The sequence below is a fragment of the Pseudomonas sp. GM33 genome, assembly GCF_000282295.1.
GTDB lineage: Bacteria > Pseudomonadota > Gammaproteobacteria > Pseudomonadales > Pseudomonadaceae > Aquipseudomonas > Aquipseudomonas laurylsulfatiphila.
On sequence record NZ_AKJO01000087.1, the window covers coordinates 42,045 to 62,906 of the forward strand.

At 60.2% G+C, this 20,862-nt stretch carries 14 protein-coding genes and 1 pseudogene; 11 read left to right on the forward strand and 4 right to left on the reverse strand.

Features of this window, described 5'->3' with window-relative positions; genetic code table 11:
- Nucleotides 1-73: 73 nt before the first annotated feature.
- A complete protein-coding gene (locus PMI26_RS14315) occupies nt 74-1,558 on the forward strand; it encodes an APC family permease (RefSeq protein WP_007975070.1) in 1,485 nt (494 codons plus the stop codon).
- Nucleotides 1,559-1,644: 86 nt separating this feature from the next.
- Nucleotides 1,645-1,935: pseudogene (locus PMI26_RS14310) on the forward strand (spermidine dehydrogenase); the annotation flags it as partial.
- A gap of 40 nt (nt 1,936-1,975) precedes the next feature.
- Here the strand turns inward: PMI26_RS14310 and PMI26_RS14305 are convergent.
- Together PMI26_RS14305 and PMI26_RS14300 are read right to left on the reverse strand one after the other, a co-directional pair.
- Nucleotides 1,976-2,602 (reverse strand): RloB family protein, encoded by a 627-nt coding sequence (locus PMI26_RS14305; RefSeq protein WP_007975074.1) that lies wholly within the window; start codon nt 2,600-2,602, stop codon nt 1,976-1,978.
- A 3-nt stretch (nt 2,603-2,605) separates the two neighbouring features.
- The gene (locus PMI26_RS14300; protein ID WP_007975075.1) at nt 2,606-3,856 is read right to left on the reverse strand and encodes an AAA family ATPase; all 1,251 of its coding nucleotides are present in this window, start codon (nt 3,854-3,856) and stop codon (nt 2,606-2,608) included.
- A 439-nt stretch (nt 3,857-4,295) separates the two neighbouring features.
- On the opposite strand from PMI26_RS14300, the gene PMI26_RS14295 reads away from it, so the two are divergent.
- Complete coding sequence (locus tag PMI26_RS14295) at nt 4,296-4,802, forward strand: BRO-N domain-containing protein (protein WP_007975076.1); 507 nt, start codon at nt 4,296-4,298, stop codon at nt 4,800-4,802.
- Between the two features lie 175 nt (nt 4,803-4,977).
- Here PMI26_RS14295 and PMI26_RS14290 read toward each other — a convergent pair whose 3' ends face one another.
- Nucleotides 4,978-5,163, reverse strand: coding sequence for a hypothetical protein (locus PMI26_RS14290; protein ID WP_007975077.1), 186 nt, complete (start codon nt 5,161-5,163; stop codon nt 4,978-4,980).
- A 419-nt stretch (nt 5,164-5,582) separates the two neighbouring features.
- Between PMI26_RS14290 and PMI26_RS14285 the strand changes: the two genes are divergently transcribed.
- From PMI26_RS14285 to PMI26_RS14255, 7 genes are all read left to right on the forward strand, one after another.
- Nucleotides 5,583-7,211, forward strand: coding sequence for a glucan biosynthesis protein D (locus PMI26_RS14285; protein ID WP_007975078.1), 1,629 nt, complete (start codon nt 5,583-5,585; stop codon nt 7,209-7,211).
- A 277-nt stretch (nt 7,212-7,488) separates the two neighbouring features.
- Nucleotides 7,489-8,403, forward strand: a complete 915-nt coding sequence (locus PMI26_RS14280; RefSeq protein WP_007975079.1) for a glutamate/aspartate ABC transporter substrate-binding protein — start codon at nt 7,489-7,491, stop codon at nt 8,401-8,403.
- A gap of 193 nt (nt 8,404-8,596) precedes the next feature.
- Nucleotides 8,597-9,343, forward strand: a complete 747-nt coding sequence (locus PMI26_RS14275) for an amino acid ABC transporter permease (RefSeq protein ID WP_007975080.1) — start codon at nt 8,597-8,599, stop codon at nt 9,341-9,343.
- A complete protein-coding gene (locus tag PMI26_RS14270; protein WP_033047912.1) occupies nt 9,343-10,014 on the forward strand; it encodes an amino acid ABC transporter permease in 672 nt (223 codons plus the stop codon). Before PMI26_RS14275 ends, PMI26_RS14270 begins: the two co-directional genes overlap by 1 nt.
- Nucleotides 10,011-10,745, forward strand: a complete 735-nt coding sequence (locus PMI26_RS14265) for an amino acid ABC transporter ATP-binding protein (RefSeq protein ID WP_007975082.1) — start codon at nt 10,011-10,013, stop codon at nt 10,743-10,745. The genes PMI26_RS14270 and PMI26_RS14265 overlap by 4 nt, the downstream gene beginning before the upstream one ends.
- A 172-nt stretch (nt 10,746-10,917) precedes the next feature.
- Nucleotides 10,918-12,819, forward strand: coding sequence for a sensor histidine kinase (locus PMI26_RS14260; RefSeq protein ID WP_007975083.1), 1,902 nt, complete (start codon nt 10,918-10,920; stop codon nt 12,817-12,819).
- Nucleotides 12,816-14,144, forward strand: a complete 1,329-nt coding sequence (locus tag PMI26_RS14255; protein WP_007975084.1) for a sigma-54-dependent transcriptional regulator — start codon at nt 12,816-12,818, stop codon at nt 14,142-14,144. The genes PMI26_RS14260 and PMI26_RS14255 overlap by 4 nt, the downstream gene beginning before the upstream one ends.
- Before the next feature lie 119 nt (nt 14,145-14,263).
- On the opposite strand, the gene PMI26_RS14250 is transcribed toward PMI26_RS14255, so the two are convergent.
- Entirely contained in the window at nt 14,264-15,298 is a 1,035-nt protein-coding gene (locus PMI26_RS14250; protein WP_007975085.1) for an alpha/beta fold hydrolase, read from the reverse strand.
- Between the two features lie 218 nt (nt 15,299-15,516).
- On the opposite strand from PMI26_RS14250, the gene PMI26_RS14245 reads away from it, so the two are divergent.
- The gene (locus tag PMI26_RS14245) at nt 15,517-20,757 is read left to right on the forward strand and encodes a dermonecrotic toxin domain-containing protein (protein ID WP_007975087.1); all 5,241 of its coding nucleotides are present in this window, start codon (nt 15,517-15,519) and stop codon (nt 20,755-20,757) included.
- Nucleotides 20,758-20,862: the final 105 nt, after the last annotated feature.

Below are 20,862 nucleotides of genomic sequence, written 5' to 3' on the forward strand. Positions count from 1 at the left end.
CCTGGCGGTGCCCTCAAGGCCCCGCCACGGTGTCGGACATCCGAAATCTGCCGATTTTCCGGAGCAATCACACATGAGTGCATCACCCGATCTCTCTGCAGTCCTTGCCGACAGCGATGCCGAGCAACTGCGCAAACTGGGTTACACCTCCAACTTCAATCGCAGCATGAGCCTGTGGGAAAACTTCGCCCTGGGCTTCACCTACCTGTCCCCGGTCGTCGGGGTTTATACCCTGTTCGGCCTGTGCCTGGCCGCGGGCGGGCCACCGATGTTCTGGGCTTATCTGCTGGTCGGTTGCGGCCAGTTGCTGGTGTGCCTGATCTTCGGCGAAGTGGTTTCGCAGTTCCCGATTTCCGGCGGCGTGTACCCATGGGCCCGCCGTCTGGTGGGCAAACGCTGGGCGTGGATGGTCGGCTGGATCTACTCCATCGCCCTGTGCGTGACCATCGCGGCGGTTGCCGTGGGCGCCGGCCCGTACCTGGCCGCGATGATGGGTTTTGAACCGAACAACAACACCAACATTGTCATTGCCCTGGTGCTGACGCTGTTCGCCACCCTGGTCAACCTCAGCGGCACCAAAGTGCTGGCGCGCATCGCCATGTTCGGCTTCCTCTGCGAACTGGTCGGCGCAGTCATCGTGGGCGTTTACCTGCTGATCTTCGAGCGTCATCAATCGATCAGCGTGCTGTTCAACACCTTCGATATCAGCGTCGACGGCTCGTACCTGCCGGCCTTCCTCACCGCCTCGCTGGCGGGGATGTTCCTGTACTACGGTTTCGAGGCCTGCGGCGATGTGGCCGAAGAAACCCCGAACCCGAGCAAGCAGATCCCGGTGGCGATGCGCATGACCATCTACATCGGCGGCATCGCGGCGATGTTCGCCTGCCTGGCGCTGATCCTCGCAGTGCCAGACATGCAAGCGGTGATCAATGGCACCGACAAGGACCCGGTCACCACCATCCTCAACAACGCGTTCGGGCCGGTAGGTTCGAAAGTGGTGATGGGCGTGGTGATGATTTCCTTCATCTCCTGCGTCATCAGTCTGCAAGCGGCGGCCAGTCGCCTGCTGTATTCCTACGCCCGTGACGAAATGGTCATCGGCAGCCGACTGCTGAAGAAGATTTCCCCTACGACGCAGGTTCCGGTTGCCGCGTTGTTCGTCTCCGGTGTCCTGCCGGCGCTGATCATCATCCTCGGCTTCTTCCTGCAGGATGCGGTCGCCACCATCGTCAGCTTCGCGGCCATCGGCATCTACCTGGCGTTCCAGATGATCGTGCTCGCGGCCCTGTACGCCCGCATGAAGGGCTGGAAACCGAGCGGCAAATTCACCCTCGGCGCCTGGGGCTGGGCGGTGAACTTCGGCGCACTGGTCTATGGTGTCGGGGCCATTATCAACATGGCCTGGCCACGGACACCGGATGCCGCCTGGTACATCAACTACGCCATGGTACTGAGCACGGCCATCGTGATTGGCCTGGGCCTGCTCTACATGTGGATCGCCAAGCCGTATGACCACGGCACCGCCCCGGCGGGCGATGCCTGGAAAGTCAGCCGGTAACGGCATTCGCCCCGGTGCCGTCGTGGCGCCGGGGCGATCTGAAAAACCAACAAGGATTGAATATGGATATCACCCGCCGCGACTTTTCGTTCGAGCAACTGGAAACGCAACTGCGTGACCAGCTGCAACGCATGCTCGGCCCTGGCGGCTTCAACCACCAAACCGACATCCTCGCCATCACCGTCAACCGCTGGTCACACGGCTACGCGTACTTCTCCAACAGCCTGTACGACGATGCCGACGAAAGCGAAAAACTGATGAACCTGGCCCGTCAGCCGGTTGGACGGGTGAGCATCGCCAACTCGGACGCGGCGTGGAGTGCTTATGCTCATGCGGCGATTGATGAGGCGTATCGGGCGGTGGGGGAAGTGGGCTGATTGAGCACCCTGCCCGCAGCGATGCGGGCAGGGTTTGATGTTAAATCGGCTGCGGCTTGGAGAGGCTTTCGAATTCATCCATAAGCAGGTGGATTTCGGTGCTGGGGTTTGGCTCGCCGCTGATGGCAACGTCCTCAAGGATCTTCGGTGCCAAAGCTCTTGCAGTTTGGAACGGCGCTCCCAACAGCTGGGCAAAGTAGTTGATGTCTTTGCCCTTCTCATATTTTTCCATGGTTGGCTTTTCTCGCAAACTCTTGCTCACCAACTCACCAGGGGAATGTTTCCCGACAGCTCTGAAGGGCTTTCGGTTGAAACCAAAGTGCAGCAGTAGCCAAAACTCAAAACAGGGATACGATGCAATGACTTTGATCTTTGGATGAGGCTGCGCAACATTCAATGCACGCTGAAAGCAAAGGTGTGTATCGCGATCCAATACACAAAACACTTTGTCGAAGTACTTCTGCCGGCTGATTGCTCGCTCAACAATGCCACTCGGATGTGTGACGCCGCAGTGAGCAATTTCCACCTGGGCCTTGGCCCGAAAATAAAAGGCAGCCTCCTCCAGATAGCGTTTTCCTGACTTGCTGTCTTCACAGAGCACCAACACTTTAGGTTGAGGCTTGTACCCTGAACGCCTGCGATCAAATGACTTGCCTGAACTCACCATTGCTCAGCCCTGCCTTATCAACGGTAGCCCGCGATAACGGCCTTCAAAGTAGCGCTTCTCGACATCCTCACTTTCGCCCCCCTCAAAATCGTGGATGGAAAACAAACTGGTCGCGCCGTTGGCATCACGTTCGGTAATCCAGAACTGATCCCGCCGCAAAATCTTTTCGTTCATCAGATGAGTGTCGTGCGTTGTAAAAATCAGCTGGGTATCGAGGCCACTGTCCAGATGCTTGTCGATCAAGTCAGCGACGATGTCGGGATGAAGGCTGCTGTTGAGTTCATCGACACAAAGCACTCCGCTACCCCCCGCTTGATTCATCATGAACCAGGGCAACCAAAAGCCAATCAGGTTCTTTGTACCGCACGACTCCTCCGAAAAATCAAACTCCGCAGCACCTAAATGACTGGAGTGTGTGAGGGTCACCTTGTTCTTTTGAACCGCAGCGAAGATCTCCTTCAAGGTAGGTTCTTTATTGTTCTGAACGGCATCGACCTCGTCTGAATTGAGCTCAATGATAGAGACCGGAATGTCCAATGCCTTGAGAAAGTCCCGAAGATCGTTCGTATGGCTCGACACCATCTGAAGAAATCGGATCGACGCCGTCGACAGCTCCATCATGCTGTTCTGCTCGACCACGAGAAGTCCGGTTTGGAACCAACTGAACGGCATTCGCAACTGAGTCATTTCTTCATTGCTGTTCTTCACGGCCTGCGCGAGGAAGAGCATTTTTGGGCTCGTCAGACGCCGCCAGGCGCCATGCACTTCTTTCCCGCCCTCCAGCGCCGTCCCGAAAACATAACGCTCCCCTTCGGCGTCGAATTGGCGGTCATACAGAAGCGTTTCGTTCCCTCCTGGATAAGAGAGCAACTGCTCTTTGACGATCCGCTGCCCAGTTAACCCCAGCACAAACCGATAGCGCTGCCCTCCCTGAATGAAGTTGTATTCAAATACGCTGGGCGCATCCTTCAACGCGCGATCAAAACGAAAAGGCGAAACCGATAGCAACGCGTCAATTGGATTGGTTTCCATGGCAAGCAAGCGCCCGACGACCCCCATCGCGCGGACCAATGAAGACTTGCCGGAAGCATTTGGGCCGTAAATCGCAGCCACCTTCAACAGGTCGGGGAGCTTTTCTGCGCAGGGCGGCTTGAATGTATTACGCGTTTTGCTCAGGAGAGGAGTCGCCGCCATGGACAAGGTTTGCTTGTCACGGAACGAACGGTAATTGGAAACCGAGAATTCGATCAGCATGGAAAAAGACCTGCAGTTCGTTTGCTGGACTCGAATACATAAAGGAAAAAGCGCGCTTCAGGTGCCGCTTCTCTGCAGCCAATGCAAAAACAGAAAAATCCTACAGATCGCACCTTCGAATACCGGCGCCGATTCCTACAACAAGCGTAGCCAGAGTAGACTTGGCGCCGCGAGCGCCTGACCGATAGGCTTCAATCCGTCGCTGCCAAATCAGCGGCCCGGAGTCGAAGCCGGAACATATCAACATGGCGCATCCGCGCCCCCATATGAGCTGGGGCATTTTTTTGCCTTTCAGTTTCGCGTTATGGCGGGCCGTGTGGCGCGGGCCTCTCGGCTTCCATGTTGATCGAGAATGTTCCGACTTCGAACGCCGCACGGTCCGCCACCCAAATCTGTCGAAGGGTTAGTGGCGGCTCCTTTTTCAACATGGAGTCGAAAAATGCACAAGCACACATCACATCAGACTGAAATTCCTTCCTGCTTCATCCCTAAAGTCTCCACCCGCCACAACCGCTTCCTCCATGCCTTCATGCAAAACAATCAAGCCTGGTTCTGCGCCCAGGATCTGGGTCGCTTGATGGGCAAACCACTCAATGAACGCCTGACCTTGAAACTCGATCCCGACCAACGTCGCAGCGTCTGTCTGCTCAAGGACGGCAAAACGGTCGAAACACTGATGGTCAGCGAATCAGGCATGTACGCCTTGTTGGTTCACCACTTCGTCCCGGAAAACCGCAATCTGCGTCAGTGGTTGAGCAACGAAGTCATACCCATGATGCGGGAAACCAGCGCCACACCTGTGGAAAACCGCCCGAGCCTGAGTTCGGTGCATTGGGCCGGCGTCACTGTGCCGCTGCTGCACTGGCAACAACAGACCTGGGTGAAGTGGCGTGATGTGCCTGAGCTGATGCATGGACAGCGACCTTCTCCGGCTCCCAGGGATTGAATACATGACCTGTGGCGAGGGAGCTTGCTCCCGCTGGACTGCGAAGCAGTCCTCGCTTTGAAGGTAAAGCGAGGGCCGCTGCGCGCCCCAGCGGGAGCAAGCTCCCTCGCCACAGCAAGTTGATGGATCTGGCTACCGTAAAAGCCAGATGGCTCTCACGGTAACCCGCCCTGCTTCAAAACCGCGAAACACTCCTCATCGCATCCACCAGATACCTCATCGCGATCCTGTCGCTCTCCGACAGCTCCCTATACCGCTCCACCAGTTTCATTTCCTCGTTATTAAGCCGGCGCCTGCGTCGCCCGATGGCCAGGCACGGAAAGATTCCCAACATTTCGGTGATGCCTTGTACTTTCGACATGGACGATGTCCTTCTCTATACGTCAAAGAAAACTGCAAAAAACCGCATCGCCCTATCCCTTTTTCAGCAGCCGCTGGGTGCCCGCTGAACCGCACCGGTCCGAAGGGCATAAACCGGTCATGTGCACAGAATAGAAATATTCCGGGCGCTGAAAAGCGGTTTTTAGAGTAATTAGTCAAAAAAAGCAGAAATGCCCTGTAAATCAGAAACCCCTGTCGGAATTGTTTCCCGACATGTCTTGTTTCATTGCCGAGCCGGCGCTGTGCCATCAATCAATTTTGCTCTGCAATCGAACGGTTTAAGCTGTCGGGCATCTGTTCTACAGTCCGTTGCGTTTGGCCGAAGGCATGTCCGAACCGTTTTTTCTGATCCAGCACGTGCCAGGAACGGCGCGGGATTGCTCACGACAGGTTGTATTTATGCACCGCAGGAACTTGCTCAAAGCCTCCATGGCCATCGCGGCCTACACCGGTTTGTCCGCTACAGGCCTGTTGGCCGCCCAAGCCTGGGCCGCCAGTGGCGGCACCGCTGATGGCGAGGCCAGCGCATTCGATTTCGAGGCGCTGAAGCTCCAGGCCAAACAGCTCGCCAGCAATCGTTACCAGGACACCAAGCAACAGTTGCCGCCGACCCTGGCGACCATGACGCCGCAGAACTTCAATGCGATCCGCTACGACGGCAATCATTCGTTGTGGAAAGAACTCAAGGGCCAACTGGACGTGCAGTTCTTCCACGTCGGCATGGGGTTCAAGCAGCCGGTGCGCATGTACAGCGTCGACCCGAAAACCCGGATGGCCCGCGAGGTGCATTTCCGCCCGTCGCTGTTCAACTATGAAAACACCACGGTCGACACTGCACAGCTCAAGGGCGACCTGGGTTTCTCCGGCTTCAAGTTGTTCAAGGCCCCGGAACTGGACAAGCACGACGTCGTGTCCTTCCTCGGCGCCAGTTATTTCCGTGCGGTGGACGCCACCGGCCAGTACGGTTTGTCAGCCCGCGGCCTGGCCATCGACACCTACGCCAAGAAGCGCGAAGAATTCCCCGACTTCACCAAGTTCTGGTTCGAGACGCCGGACAAGGACAGCACCCGCTTCGTGGTCTACGCCCTGCTCGACTCGCCGAGCGCCACTGGTGCCTACCGCTTCGATATCGACTGCCAGGCCGAACGCGTGGTGATGGAGGTCGATGCCCACGTCAACGCGCGCACCGCCATTGACCAGTTGGGCATCGCGCCGATGACCAGCATGTTCAGCTGCGGCACCCACGAACGCCGCATGTGCGACACCATTCACCCGCAAATCCACGACTCCGACCGCCTGGCCATGTGGCGCGGCAACGGCGAGTGGATCTGCCGCCCGCTGAACAACCCGGCGACCCTGCAATTCAATGCCTTCGCCGACAAGGACCCGAAAGGTTTCGGCCTGGTGCAGACCGACCACGAGTTCGCCAGCTATCAGGACACCGTCGACTGGTACAGCCGCCGCCCGAGCCTGTGGGTCGAACCGACCACCGCATGGGGCGAAGGCTCGGTCGATCTGCTGGAAATCCCTACCACCGGCGAAACCATGGACAACATCGTCGCCTTCTGGACCCCGAAGAAACCGGTGGCTGCCGGCGACTCGCTGAACTACGGCTACAAGCTCTACTGGAGCGCGCTGCCACCGGTCGGCACGCCGCTGGCGCGGGTCAATGCCACCCGTTCCGGGATGGGCGGTTTCACCGAAGGCTGGGCGCCGGGCGAGCATTACCCGCCCGTCTGGGCCCGTCGTTTTGCCGTGGACTTCACCGGCGGCGGCCTTGACCGCCTGCCCGAGGGCGCGGGCATCGAGCCGGTGGTCACTTGTTCGAACGGCGAGGTCAAGGATTTCAGCGTGCTCAAGCTCGATGACATCAAGGGTTACCGTGTCCTGTTTGACTGGTACCCGACCAATGACAGCGTGGAGCCCGTCGAGCTACGCCTGTTCATCCGCACCAACGACCGCACGCTGAGTGAGACCTGGTTGTACCAGTACTTCCCGCCAGCCCCGGACAAGCGCAAGTACACCTGATGATCAGGTAGCACCCCGCCACCATTCGGTTTTCCGAACGCGACCTGTTGGTCGGTTCGGTTAACCGGATCATTTCACTGATATTCCAGCGCAATAAAAACTTAATTTCCTTATAAATCAACACTTTGACTAATGCCGACTGGTCTGGCACGAGTCATGCTCTACACTTCTTCGACGAATGTCCTTTGCGCTCACTCATCGTAGCGCTCAGGTGTTTTGCAGCACAAAAGGGCCGATGAACTGGCTCCATAAAAAAAACAAAGTCGAGGAAAATTTGATGCGCATCGTTCCCCATATCCTGGGCGCAGCCATTGCTGCCGCTCTGATCAGCACTCCGGTTTTCGCCGCCGAACTCACCGGCACCCTGAAGAAGATCAAAGAGTCCGGCACCATCACCCTGGGCCATCGCGACGCTTCCATTCCGTTTTCCTATATTGCGGATGCTTCCGGCAAACCGGTCGGCTACTCCCACGACATCCAGCTGAAAGTCGTCGAAGCCCTGAAAAAAGACCTCGACATGCCGAACCTCCAGGTCAAATACAACCTGGTGACTTCGCAAACCCGTATCCCGCTGGTGCAGAACGGCACCGTGGACCTCGAATGCGGTTCCACCACTAACAACGTCGAGCGTCAGCAGCAGGTCGACTTCTCCGTCGGCATCTTCGAAATCGGTACTCGCCTGCTGTCCAAGGCAGACTCCAAGTACAAGGATTTCCCTGACCTGGCCGGCAAGAACGTCGTGACCACCGCCGGCACCACGTCCGAGCGCATCCTCAAGGCGATGAACGCCGACAAGCAGATGGGCATGAATGTCATCTCCGCCAAAGACCACGGCGAATCCTTCCAGATGCTGGAAACCGGCCGTGCCGTTGCGTTCATGATGGACGACGCCCTGCTGGCCGGTGAAGCGGCCAAGGCCAAGAAGGCAAGCGACTGGGCCGTGACCGGCACTCCACAGTCCTACGAAATCTACGGCTGCATGGTGCGCAAAGGCGACGAGCCGTTCAAAAAGGCTGTAGATGACGCCATCAAGGCCACCTACGCATCGGGCGAGATCAACAAGATCTACGATAAATGGTTCATGCAGCCAATCCCGCCAAAAGGCCTGAACCTGAACTTCCCGATGAGCGACGAGCTCAAGGCCCTGATCGCCAATCCGACCGATAAAGCGGCTGACGACAAGAAGTCCTGATTTCTGACTAACCTTATCCCCTGAAAGGGCCGTAGCCCTTTCAGGGGAATGCACTCCCTGCTGGCATTTCTGGAAACACTCGAACCGGTGGCTGTCGAGCCGAGCGCGTGTGCCTGTCCCCCAAGGACAGGCGGGAACGGAGCTTCCCCCAAGCGGGCATTTGTACATCGATCGAATCCGAGGGGAGACCCTAATGAATTACAACTGGGACTGGGGCGTGTTCTTCAAGTCCACCGGCGTGGGCAGCGAGACCTATTTCGACTGGTACGTGTCCGGTCTGGGCTGGACCATCGGCATCGCCATCGCGGCCTGGATCATCGCCCTGACACTGGGCTCGATCCTGGGCGTCATGCGTACCGTGCCGAACCGCATCGTATCGGGCATCGCCACCTGCTACGTCGAACTCTTCCGTAACGTGCCGCTGCTGGTTCAGCTGTTCATCTGGTACTTCCTGGTACCCGACCTGCTGCCGGCCGACCTGCAAGAGTGGTACAAGCAGGACCTGAACCCGACCACCTCGGCCTTCCTCAGCGTCGTCGTGTGCCTGGGCCTGTTCACCACCGCCCGGGTGTGCGAACAGGTGCGCACCGGTATCCAGGCGCTGCCAAAAGGCCAGGAATCCGCGGCCCGCGCCATGGGTTTCAAGCTGCCGCAGATCTACTGGAACGTGCTGCTGCCCCAGGCTTACCGGATCATCATTCCGCCGCTTACCTCGGAGTTCCTGAACGTCTTCAAGAACACCTCCGTGGCCTCGCTGATCGGCTTGATGGAGTTGCTTGCGCAGACCAAACAGACCGCCGAGTTCTCCGCCAACCTGTTCGAAGCCTTTACCCTGGCCACGCTGATCTACTTCACCTTGAACATGAGCCTGATGTTGCTGATGCGCCTGGTCGAGAAGAAAGTCGCCGTACCGGGCCTGATCTCCGTAGGGGGTAAATGATGGAATTCGACTTCTCGGGCATCATCCCGTCCCTGCCGGGCCTGTGGAACGGCATGGTCATGACCCTCAAGCTGATGATCATGGGCGTCGTCGGCGGGATCATTCTCGGCACCATTTTGGCCTTGTGTCGCTTGTCCCACAGCAAACTGCTGTCGAACCTGGCCGGTGCCTACGTCAACTATTTCCGCTCGATCCCGCTGCTGCTGGTGATCACCTGGTTCTACCTGGCGGTGCCGTTCGTGCTGCGCTGGATCACCGGCGAAGACACCCCGATCGGCGCGTTCGCCTCGTGCATCGTGGCGTTCATGATGTTCGAAGCGGCGTACTTCTGCGAAATCGTCCGTGCCGGCGTGCAGTCGATTCCCAAGGGCCAGATGGGCGCTGCCCAGGCCCTGGGCATGTCCTACGGCCAGATGATGCGCCTGATCATCCTGCCGCAGGCGTTCCGCAAGATGACGCCGCTGTTGCTGCAACAGAGCATCATCCTGTTTCAGGACACCTCGCTGGTCTACGCCGTCGGCCTGGTGGACTTCCTCAATGCTTCGCGCGCCAGTGGCGACATCATTGGCCGCTCCAATGAGTTCCTGATTTTCGCGGGTCTCGTGTACTTCATCATCAGCTTTGCCGCCTCGCAGCTGGTCAAGCGTCTGCAAAAAAGGTTCGCCGTATGATCTCTATCAAAAGCATCAACAAGTGGTATGGGGACTTCCAGGTTCTGACTGATTGCAGCACCGAGGTCAAAAAAGGCGAAGTGATCGTGGTGTGCGGGCCATCCGGTTCCGGCAAGTCGACCCTGATCAAGTGCGTCAACGCCCTGGAACCCTTCCAGAAGGGCGACATCGTGGTCGACGGCACCTCCATTGCCGACCCGAAGACCAACCTGCCGAAACTGCGTTCGCGCGTGGGCATGGTGTTCCAGCACTTCGAGCTGTTCCCGCACCTGACCATCACCGAAAACCTGACCATCGCGCAGATCAAGGTATTGGGCCGCAGCAAGGAAGAAGCCACCAAGAAAGGCCTGCAACTGCTCGAGCGCGTCGGTCTCTCGGCCCATGCCCACAAGCATCCTGGCCAACTGTCCGGTGGTCAGCAGCAGCGCGTGGCGATTGCCCGTGCGCTGGCGATGGACCCGATCGTCATGCTGTTCGACGAACCGACCTCGGCGCTGGACCCGGAAATGGTCAACGAAGTGCTCGACGTGATGGTGCAACTGGCCCACGAAGGCATGACCATGATGTGCGTGACCCACGAAATGGGCTTCGCCCGTAAAGTGGCCGACCGGGTGATCTTCATGGACGCCGGCAAGATCATCGAAGACTGCAAGAAAGAAGAGTTCTTCGGCGACATCAGCCACCGTGCCGAGCGTACGCAGCACTTCCTCAACAAGATTCTGCAGCACTAAGAAAAACACCGCCGCCCCTGTAGGAGCTGCCGCAGGCTGCGATCTTTTGATCTTGATCTTTTGTGACCGGACGTTCGCCAGAATCAAAAGCCAGATCAAAAGATCGCAGCCTGCGGCAGCTCCTACAAGGGCGCGTCAAGGCTGTAGTGGTGGTTGACCCAAGGCATCTGTGATGAAATGCGACCCTAATCTTTATCGCGCAGCGTCGCCATCACTCGCCGTGAAACCCCGTCTGGTTCGTCATTTGTTCCTGCCGCCACTGATCATCGCCATGATGATCGGCCTGGGCTACATCGGCTTCTGGATCAGTGAGCACTATGGCATTCGCAACCTCAGCGAAAACGGCCAGCGTCAGCTGGAACTGCATGCCCGCGCCGTCGAAAGCGAAATCAGCAAATACACTTACCTGCCCAGCCTGCTTGAGCTCGAAACCAGTGTTTCGCAGTTGCTGGCCGACCCGACCCCGGAACACCGGCAAACGGTCAACGATTACCTCGAAGGCCTGAACCGGCGCAGCCGCAGTCGGGCCATCTACGTGATGGACACCACCGGCCGCGTCATGGCCACCAGCAACTGGCGCGATGTCGACAGTTACCTGGGTGAAGACCTGTCCTTTCGCGCCTATTTCCAGAACGCCGTGCGCGGTCAGCCGGGGCGTTTCTACGGCATCGGCAGCACCAACGGCGAACCCGGTTACTACCTGGCCCATGGCCTGGAAGAACACGGCAAGATCATCGGCGTCGCGGTGGTCAAGGTGCGCCTGGAAGCCATGGAAGAGCGCTGGCAGCGCGCGCGGCTGGAAGCCTTCGTCAGCGACGAGAACGGCATCATCATTCTCTCCAGCGATCCGGCCCGACGCTTGAAATCGGTGGTGCCGCTGAGCGAAGAAACCAAGGAAAAACTTGCCCGCAGCCTGCAGTACTACTGGTTCCCGCTCAACGAACTGCAGCCGGTGGCCCGGGAAACCCTGTCCGAAGGCGTGGAGAAACTCACGTTCCCGGCCAACAGCGAACTGGTGTCCGACGATGAAAACATCAGCTACCTGTCGCAAACCCGGCCCTTGAGCGATACGCCGTGGAATTTCACCCTGCTCACGCCGCTCCAGGACTTGCGCCGCGAAGCGATCAACCAGGGGATTCTGGTGGCCGTGGCGTTTGCCCTCTGCGCCTTCCTGTTGATCGCCTGGAACGAGCGGCGCAAGGTGATCGCCACCCGCCTCGCGGCCCGGGAAGCCTTGCAGGAAGCCAACAACCAGCTGGAACGTCGGATTACCGAACGCACCACCGACCTGCGCGCCAGCAACGAGCGGCTCAAGGGGCAAATCCGCGAACGCCGGCACGCCGAAGAGACCTTGCGCCGCGCCCAGGACGAACTGGTACAGGCCGGAAAACTCGCGGCCATCGGCCAGATGTCCACCAGCATCGCCCACGAACTGAACCAGCCGCTGGCGGCGCTGCGCACCTTGTCCGGCAATACCGTGCGCTTCCTCGAACGCGGCCAGCTCGACGTCGCCAGCACCAACCTCAAGACCATCAATGAACTGATCGACCGCATGGGCCGCATCACCGCCAGCCTGCGCTCGTTCGCCCGGCGCGGTGACGACAAGGGGCAGGCCTGCCTCGGCAAAGCGGTGGACGCGGCCCTGCAATTGCACGGCGCGCGGGTGGAAAACACGCCTTTGCAATTGCACCGCCATTTTGACGCTGTGCAGGTGCAAATCGACCAGACCCGCCTGGAGCAGATTCTGGTCAACCTGATCGGCAACGCCCTCGACGCCATGCAAGCGCAGCCGCAACCCGAGCTGTGGCTCGAAGGCGAAACCGTCGATGGCAAATACCGGCTGCGCGTGCGTGACAACGGCCACGGCATCGACGCCGAAGCGCGCAAGCACCTGTTCGAACCCTTCTTCACCACCAAACCCGGCGAACAGGGCCTGGGCCTTGGCCTGACCCTCTCTGCCAGCCTGGCCGCCGCCACCGGCGGTCACCTGGGTGTCGAGCACCCGGCCAGCGGTGGTACCGCATTCGTCCTCAGTTTACCGTTGGTAAGCCCCACTTCCGCCGAGCCAATATGAACAACGACCTTAGTGTATTGATCGTCGAAGACGACCCCCATGTGCTGCTCGGCTGCCAGCAGGCGCTGACCCTGGAAGACATTCCCTGCATCGGGGTGGGCAGCGCCGAAGAAGCCCTGGAACGGGTCGGCGACAACTTCGCCGGCATCGTCGTCAGCGACATTCGCCTGCCGGGCATCGATGGCCTGGAGTTGCTGACCCGGCTCAAGGAGCGCGACCGCAGCCTGCCGGTGGTGCTGATCACCGGCCACGGCGACATCTCCATGGCCGTCGGTGCGATGCAGAAAGGCGCCTACGACTTCATGGAAAAGCCGTTCTCCCCGGAGCGCCTGGTGGACGTGGCCCGCCGCGCCCTCGAGCAACGCAGCCTGGCACGGGAAGTGTCGTCGCTGCGCCGACAACTGGCCGAGCGCGACTCCCTCGAAGGGCGCATCATCGGGCGCTCGCCGGCCATGCAGAACCTGCGGGAACTGATCGCCAACGTCGCCGATACGTCGGCCAACGTGCTGATCGAAGGCGAGACCGGCACCGGCAAGGAACTGGTTGCGCGCTGCCTGCATGATTTCAGTCGGCGACACACCAAGCAGTTCGTTGCCTTGAACTGCGGCGGCCTGCCGGAGAACCTCTTCGAAAGCGAAATCTTCGGCCACGAAGCCAACGCCTTTACCGGTGCGGGCAAACGACGGATCGGCAAGATCGAACACGCCGACGGCGGCACGCTGTTCCTCGACGAAGTGGAAAGCATGCCCCTGCCCTTGCAGATCAAGCTGCTGCGGGTATTGCAGGAACGCACCCTCGAACGCCTCGGTTCGAACCAGAGCGTGGCGGTGGATTGCCGCGTCATCGCAGCGACCAAATCCGACCTCGTCGAGTCGAGCAAGGCCGGCGAATTCCGCAGCGACCTGTACTACCGCCTCAACGTGGTGACCCTGGAACTGCCGCCGCTGCGCGAGCGTCGCGAAGACATCCTGCAGCTGTTCGAACACTTTCTGCAGCAATCGTCCCTGCGCTTCGACCGCGCGGTGCCGGAGCTGGACAACCAGACCGTTTCCAACTTGATGAGCCACGACTGGCCGGGCAACGTGCGTGAACTGCGCAACGTGGCCGAGCGCTTTGCCCTGGGCCTGCCGGCGTTCAAGAAAACCGGTGCCGGCGGCAGCAATCAAGGCCTGGCGTTTGCCGAAGCGGTGGAAGCCTTCGAACGCAACCTGCTCAGCGATGCCTTGCTACGCAGCGGCGGCAACCTGACCCAGGCCAGCCAGGAACTGGGCATGGCCAAGACCACGCTGTTCGACAAAGTGAAAAAATACGGCCTGAGCCATTGAACTCGATCTGATCGCTCCCCTGTAGGAGCTGCCGAAGGCTCGGGCCGCGTTCGGACGATCTTTTGATTTTCAAGATCAAAAGATCGCAGCCTTCGGCAGCTCCTACAGGGGATCGAGGGTTAGAGGAGATTGTGATCGGCCACAGGCTCGATCTGCGCCCAGTGCGAAGTGTCTTCACGGTGCTCGCGCAAGTACGGCAACACCGCCGCCAGCAACGGGGCCTTGAACGCCTCCTGGAAACGATGGGCCAGGCCCGGAATCAAGACCAACTGACTGCCCCGCAGATGCGCCGCCAGATGCACCCCGTGCATCACCGGCAGCAAGGGGTCGGCCGTGCCATGGACCACCAGCGCCGGCACCCGCAACCTGTTGAGCAGCGCGACCCGGCTCGGCTCGGCGAGAATGGCCATGATCTGGCGTTTTACCCCCTCGGGATTGAACGCCCGGTCATAGGACTGCGCCGCCTGATGCAGCAGCACCTGACGATCATCGCTCACCATCGGGCTGCCCAGCGCCGCCAGCAAGTCGGCCTGTTGCTCCAGGGCCACCTCGCGGTTCGGTGCGCCACGTCGCGCCAGCAATTGCACCAGCGCCGCACTCGGCGCCGGCAAGCCTTCGGCCCCGGAGCTGGTCATGATCAGGGTCAGGCTCTCGACCCGCTGCGGGGCCATGGCCGCCATGTGCTGGGCGATCATCCCGCCCATGCTGGCGCCCAACACGTGGAATTGATCGATGTGCAAGGCATCCATCAAGCCCAGGCCATCGTCGGCCATGTCGGTCAGCGAGTACGGCGACGACACCGGCAATCCGAGTTTGTAGCGCAGCACTTCGAACGTCAGGTTGGCTTCGGCCGGGGCTTGTCGCCAGGTCGACAGGCCGACATCGCGATTGTCATAGCGAATCACCCGGAACCCCTGCTGACACAGGGCGACCACCACCTCGTCCGGCCAGTGGATCAACTGCCCGCCCAGGCCCATCACCAGCAGCAAGGCCGGATCCGACGCACGACCGATGCTCTGGTACGCCAGGCTTACCTGGGCCAGATCCACCCGCTCGGTCGGAACATTGACGTCACAACGCGAGGCCGCCAACGACGGCAGGCCGAACAACAATGCGGCCAGAAATACGATTCGTGAAAAAAATGCAGCACCCATGGAAAAACACCAAAACGCAGAACCCCAGTAGAGCGCGAGTCTGATGAAGTTTGTTCAAGCGCGCTGCCACAGTTCCATGACAGTTTGATGAAGAGCGCCGGGCGGTCATCCGGCACCACACCCGGTTTCGCGATAACTATGTACCGCCCCTCCTCCTGTCGACTGCCGCCTAATGCCCGTACCGCCGGCACGGCCCGGCTTTCTGGAGACTCATCGTCATGGTTGACGAAACCACACCCTTTACGGCCGATTTCGGCCTCATCTACCCATTGCCCGCCAACCCGGACCAGGGCCTGAGCCTGAGCGCCTCGGCACGCTGGGAAGAATGCTGCGAGCAGTGGCTCAGCCTCATGGCGCAAAGCTCGCAAGCCCACCTCGACACCGCTTGGTGGAGCGCACGTGCGCTCGGCACCGATCACTCGCGTCGGGAACAAGCCATCCGCTTGTATCGCCAGCATTTCGAGGTGTCGAGCCAATGGGCGTTTGCCCAAGGCATCCTCGATGCCGGGCAGATCAAAACGTTACTGGCGCTCATCGACCCGCCAGCGCAAACACCAACACCAACGCCGGACCAGCACCCGGTGTACGTCGAACAGTTGAATCTCAACGATGACAACGGCCTGTCTACCCCTCTGTCGGGCGCGCTGGTCATCACCCGGGATACCGATCAACCGGTCGCTCAGCTGTTGTACCTGCCTTCACACTCATCCGTCTGGATGACCTTTCAAAGCCGGATTGAACTGGAGCGCTGGCTGACCGAGCATCAGCCACAGCGGTTCGACCAGCCCCGGCTGTCGATGGACAAGGGCAGCGTCGATTACACCGTCCTCGACAAGGCTGTGCTGCGCACCGGCGCCGAAGCCCTGTTGTCCCGCTTGTCCGTCGCCCCCGCCGACCGGCCCGGCAATGCTGCCGTACTGACCGCGCCCCCCGACCTTCCCCTTGTGGAGACTGACGACGACGCGGCCCTGTTCGGCCAGCTCAGTCCCGATATTCCCTTGGGCGTGCGGCACCGCGCGCTGGCACAACAACGCACGGCCCTGGAGAGTCTGCTCGGCGACGACTTTACGGGTGACGCCAAGGATCCACGCCTGCAACGCCTGCACCAGCAACTCGAGACCCTCAGCGCTGCCGAGCAGGCCAGCAACGCCGCCGCGACGGCACTACTGGACGCCGCCGATGGCCTCAAATGGCTGGAGTTGCGCCACCAGCCGGGCCCGCATTACGCCGCCCTGCTCCAGGCACGCCAGGACGGCTTGCGCGCCGAAGCCGAACTGCAATTGAGCCTGAATCAGATCGACAGTGATGAGCATCAATGTCTCGTCAGTGTGCTGGATGCCCCCGATCAGCCCCGCGCGGCCGACCTGGTGGTCGCACGGCTGGAACTGTCGGCAACTGACACCGAAGGCGACACCCGCCGCACGCAAACCGAGGAACTGGACGGCGTTCTGCTGTTTGCCAAACCCTCGGCGCTGCTGGCGAATTCGACCGACAGCCTGTTGCTCTACTGGCCCGGACGCTTCGGTGGACTGCAACGGTTTGCCTCTCGACAGCTGCTGGAACAATCGCTGTTCAAACGCCCGGTCAACGACCCTGCTCTGGCACTGCACATTTTGCCTCTGAGCAGCTCGCCGTTTGAATACGCCCTGCAAATCCAGCTCCACAGCTGTGAACAACAAGCGGCCCGAATCATCGCAGCCAATCCTGTTCCGCCTCGTACCCGCCAGCGTGCGGCCGAACTGGAAAAACTGCGCGAGCAGACCCTCGCCTGCCTGACCGTCCCCCAATCGGCCGCCCGGGACTGGGTGTACGCACGCATCGTCGAGCAAAACCAGAGCAGTGCGCTGGCCGGTCAATTGCCGTCGTGGCATCGCGAACTGCCCACCGTGCAGCGTGACCGGCTCAAGACGCTGTTCAAATCCTGGATCGGCGCGATGCAGCGCTCCCACGCGTGGCTCGAACGTGAACTGCCGCCACGGGAAGCCTTCGCCATCAAGGCTGTCGACGCCCGGCTGCGCCAGGACTTCGACCTCACTCAAGCGGTACAGGTGCTGCTCGACGTTCCGGACTCAACCAGCTGGCGCAAAGTAGTCATTGAAGGTGCAGCTCCGGGCACCCCTCAGCAAAATGTGCTGTTCGCCAGCGAGCAGCGCAGCAAGCTGTCCCTGGGTGAGCTGGCGCTGAGCAACATCGATCAGGAAATGTGGTGGCGACTGTCGTTCATGCAGGTCGAGGTCAGCGGTGCCGACGCCGCACAACAGCAGAAACTGAAAAGCGCCATCACGACGTCCTGGCTGAGCAAGCTGGTCACCGAGCTGGATCTGGCCGGGCAATATGAAAGGCTGATCCGCGAGATGATCCTCGGCAACTCGACGGCATCGACGTTCAGTAATGAACATCGGCGCGAATGCCTGAGTGAGCCGTGGCGCCTGATGCTTCGCCTGCAAGGCGAATTCGCCGAGCTGGCAAAGGACATCGATGCCAACGGCCGGCAAGTGCTGGAAATCGCCATCGACGCCAACAGCCGTGAAGCCTTTGCCAGCGACGGCAAGCGCATCGAGTTGCTGCCCGCGCACCTGACCGTGGGCGGCAAGGACACCCACGCCCAGGGACCGAGCACCTTGTCCGGCGTCACCTTTATCGTGGAGCACGTCAGCGGCCTGACCCTGCTGTATCTGCCTGACAGCCCCGACGGCGTTTATCTGCGCCAGTTCGACAGCCTTGAACAGGCACGCATGCGCCTGTTCAACGATTGCCTGCGCAGCCCGATGGTCAACTACCTGGCCGGCCGGGCCTTGACGGGCGATGTCGCCCAGCACGTCAGTCGGATCAACCAGGCCCTATTGAAAAACTTCGACGGGCTGATCGGCGTCGGTACGCCCTGGCCGGCCAGCACCTCCCTGGCGGCGCATCTGCTGAATGTACACATGGGCCGTTTGCTGGAAGCCCATCGGGCGACGTCGCGCTCCAATGATGCGTTGTACCTGGAGCAGGTCGCCTTGAAGTCCGGCGCAATGTTCAACTACCTGAAAATGGCCGTGGGCATGCTGCCCTTCGTCGGTACGGCCATCGCCCTGTACGACGCCTGGAACAGCGCCAACCTGGCGGTGGCGGCCTTCCTGCGCGGTGAAGTCGGCCATGGCCTGGCCGAGGTGGAGGCGGTGCTGTTGTCGCTGATCGACGCGGCCATGGACATTCTCCCCGGCACCACAGCCACCCCAGGTGTCGCCCGCGTCGCCACGCGCAGTCGTCAGTGGCGAGCGCTGGGCAAAAGTCCGCGGGCCCTGCAGGTATCGACGCAACGCCAGGCACGGCGGTCGCTGGAGCGCTTCAAGGGTTATGAATATGAAAAACCGATTTCCCTCGCGGACCTGCAACCGGGCAGCGAAGGCATTTATCGCAACGTGTATCGCCACGCCGACGGCGACTTCATGCTCAGCCAGGGACGAATCTATCGCATCGAGCTGGAAGGCGAACCACCCCGTTGGCGTTTGAGCGGCACCAGCAGCCGGACCTACAAACAGCCAGTCGCCCTCGATGAGTCAGGCCACTGGAACACCCACTACGCCGTGTACGGCACCGTGATCGAAGGGGGTGGCGTGGGCGGTGGCGCGGTGCTCGGACACATGGCCGACGGGCTTGACCCACTCTGGCCTGCCGCCATTCGCCGCTGGCTGCCGCGCTGGTGGACCGACCGCGCCTTGCGCCGGCAATTGACCCTGACCCATACCGCCGACGCCTACACGCTACGGCTCGATACCCAGACCAAAAGCAACAACACCCTACTTAAGCACTACTTCGGTCTCGAACCTCAGCAACGCCCGGCCCTTCGTACCCGTGTCGATGTCGCCTGCGCGAACGATATCGACCTTGCCCAGGCCCAATACCTGAATCTCGATGAGCTGATGCCGTACAGCCATGGTCGCAAAAGCACGGATATCGAAAAAACCCAAAGCAGCTGCGCCTGGATCATCGTCGACCGTTCGGTGCGGCGGATCAACCTGGCCAAGGAACGGCTGGTGGAACACCTCAATCGTATCGATCAGCTGATCGCCCGGTCAGATGCCACAGCGATCACCGATACCGCCGCGCACTTGCAGTTCATGGCGCAACGCAAGGAGATCCGCAAAAACTTTCTCAAAGATTTCGATCAGCTCCATGCGACGGTCGAGGAAGCCAATCGCTGGAACCGCCGCATCACTAACCCGGCGCAAAAAAAGGAGATTGCGAAGGCCATGACGAACGTGAATGAGAAACTCAGCGAGGCCAATCACTACTACCTGAAAACGGCGCACACCCTGGAAATCATCACCCGTTATGACGCGGTGACCGACCTGTCCTGGACGTACTTCCAATTGCAGTTGAAAGCAGCCCGCAACAAGGTCGGCCGCGCGCTGCTGACGCAACATCAGCTACCCCAGGTGAGCGCCAACGTCAGCCAGCGCAGTAAAGTCCTCGAAGACTGCCTGGTCACCTATACCGAGTTCCGGCGTCAGCTGGGCGCCTGGACCCTCGGCTATCCGCAGCATCTGGACCTGGAACAGGTCACCGCGTTTCTGGACAACCTGGACAAGGTTGAAGATTTTGCACGCCGGGCCATCAAGACGCGACCTTCTGTGGTGCCCAAAGAAGGCCGGCCCGGACAGCAACTGTTCGAGACCGAGGACAACCAATTGCTGATCGGCATCGCCAGCACCGACGCCGTCACCCGACAAAAGCGCATCACCATCGAAGGGGTCGATGGCCACACGGAAACCTGGCTGCCGCGCTCCAGCGGCAAATATCGCCTCAGCGAGCCAACGGCTTCCGTACAGCCGGAACTGCCCACCGACGTCGGGCCACTGCTGACAGAAGCCAGGAACAGGCTGGAGGCGGCAAACGCCTACACCCGCAAAGTCGAAGGCTATGCGCGGCAGGACATGCTCCCGGTCGACCTTGAGCACATGATGGGCAGCGAGGCCACGGAGTTGACCATGCGTGCCCAGGCCATCGAACGCTTGTCGCCCACCGATGCCGTAGCGCTGCAACTGCGCAAGCGGGCGGAGGAGATGTTGCGCACGGGGCGTACCTTGCGCATCAATCAAAGCATGAGCAGCAAAACCCCGACCGAAGGCTATCTGGACTATTTGGTTGAACAACAGAGGGTGGACATCCGCAAGGAAGGTGGCTTGCGCGACCTGGGCAAACGCGCCGACGGACGACGGGATTTCCTGCAGGAGTACGAGGTGCGCGACCTGCGCAGCGAACCGGCGCAAACCCTGTGGTACGCGCACTTCCACTACACCTCGGCCCAGCCGGCATTCGGTGAATTCGTCAAAGGCCATCTGAAACTGCCGGAACAACGCAACCTCGGCCTGAAATGGCAACAGGCCGTGGCCGCCAGTGGCGGTACGGTCGACGCGATCTGGCGCGGCGACATCGGCAAACCGCTGGGCAACAAACACTTTTCCACGCTGTAAAATGACAACGGCGGGGCACACAATGTGCCCCGTCGTGGACAGCGGCATCAACATGAGACAAACTCAACCTTTTCGGTTTATCTACAAGTTTTACTCATGGAGCAA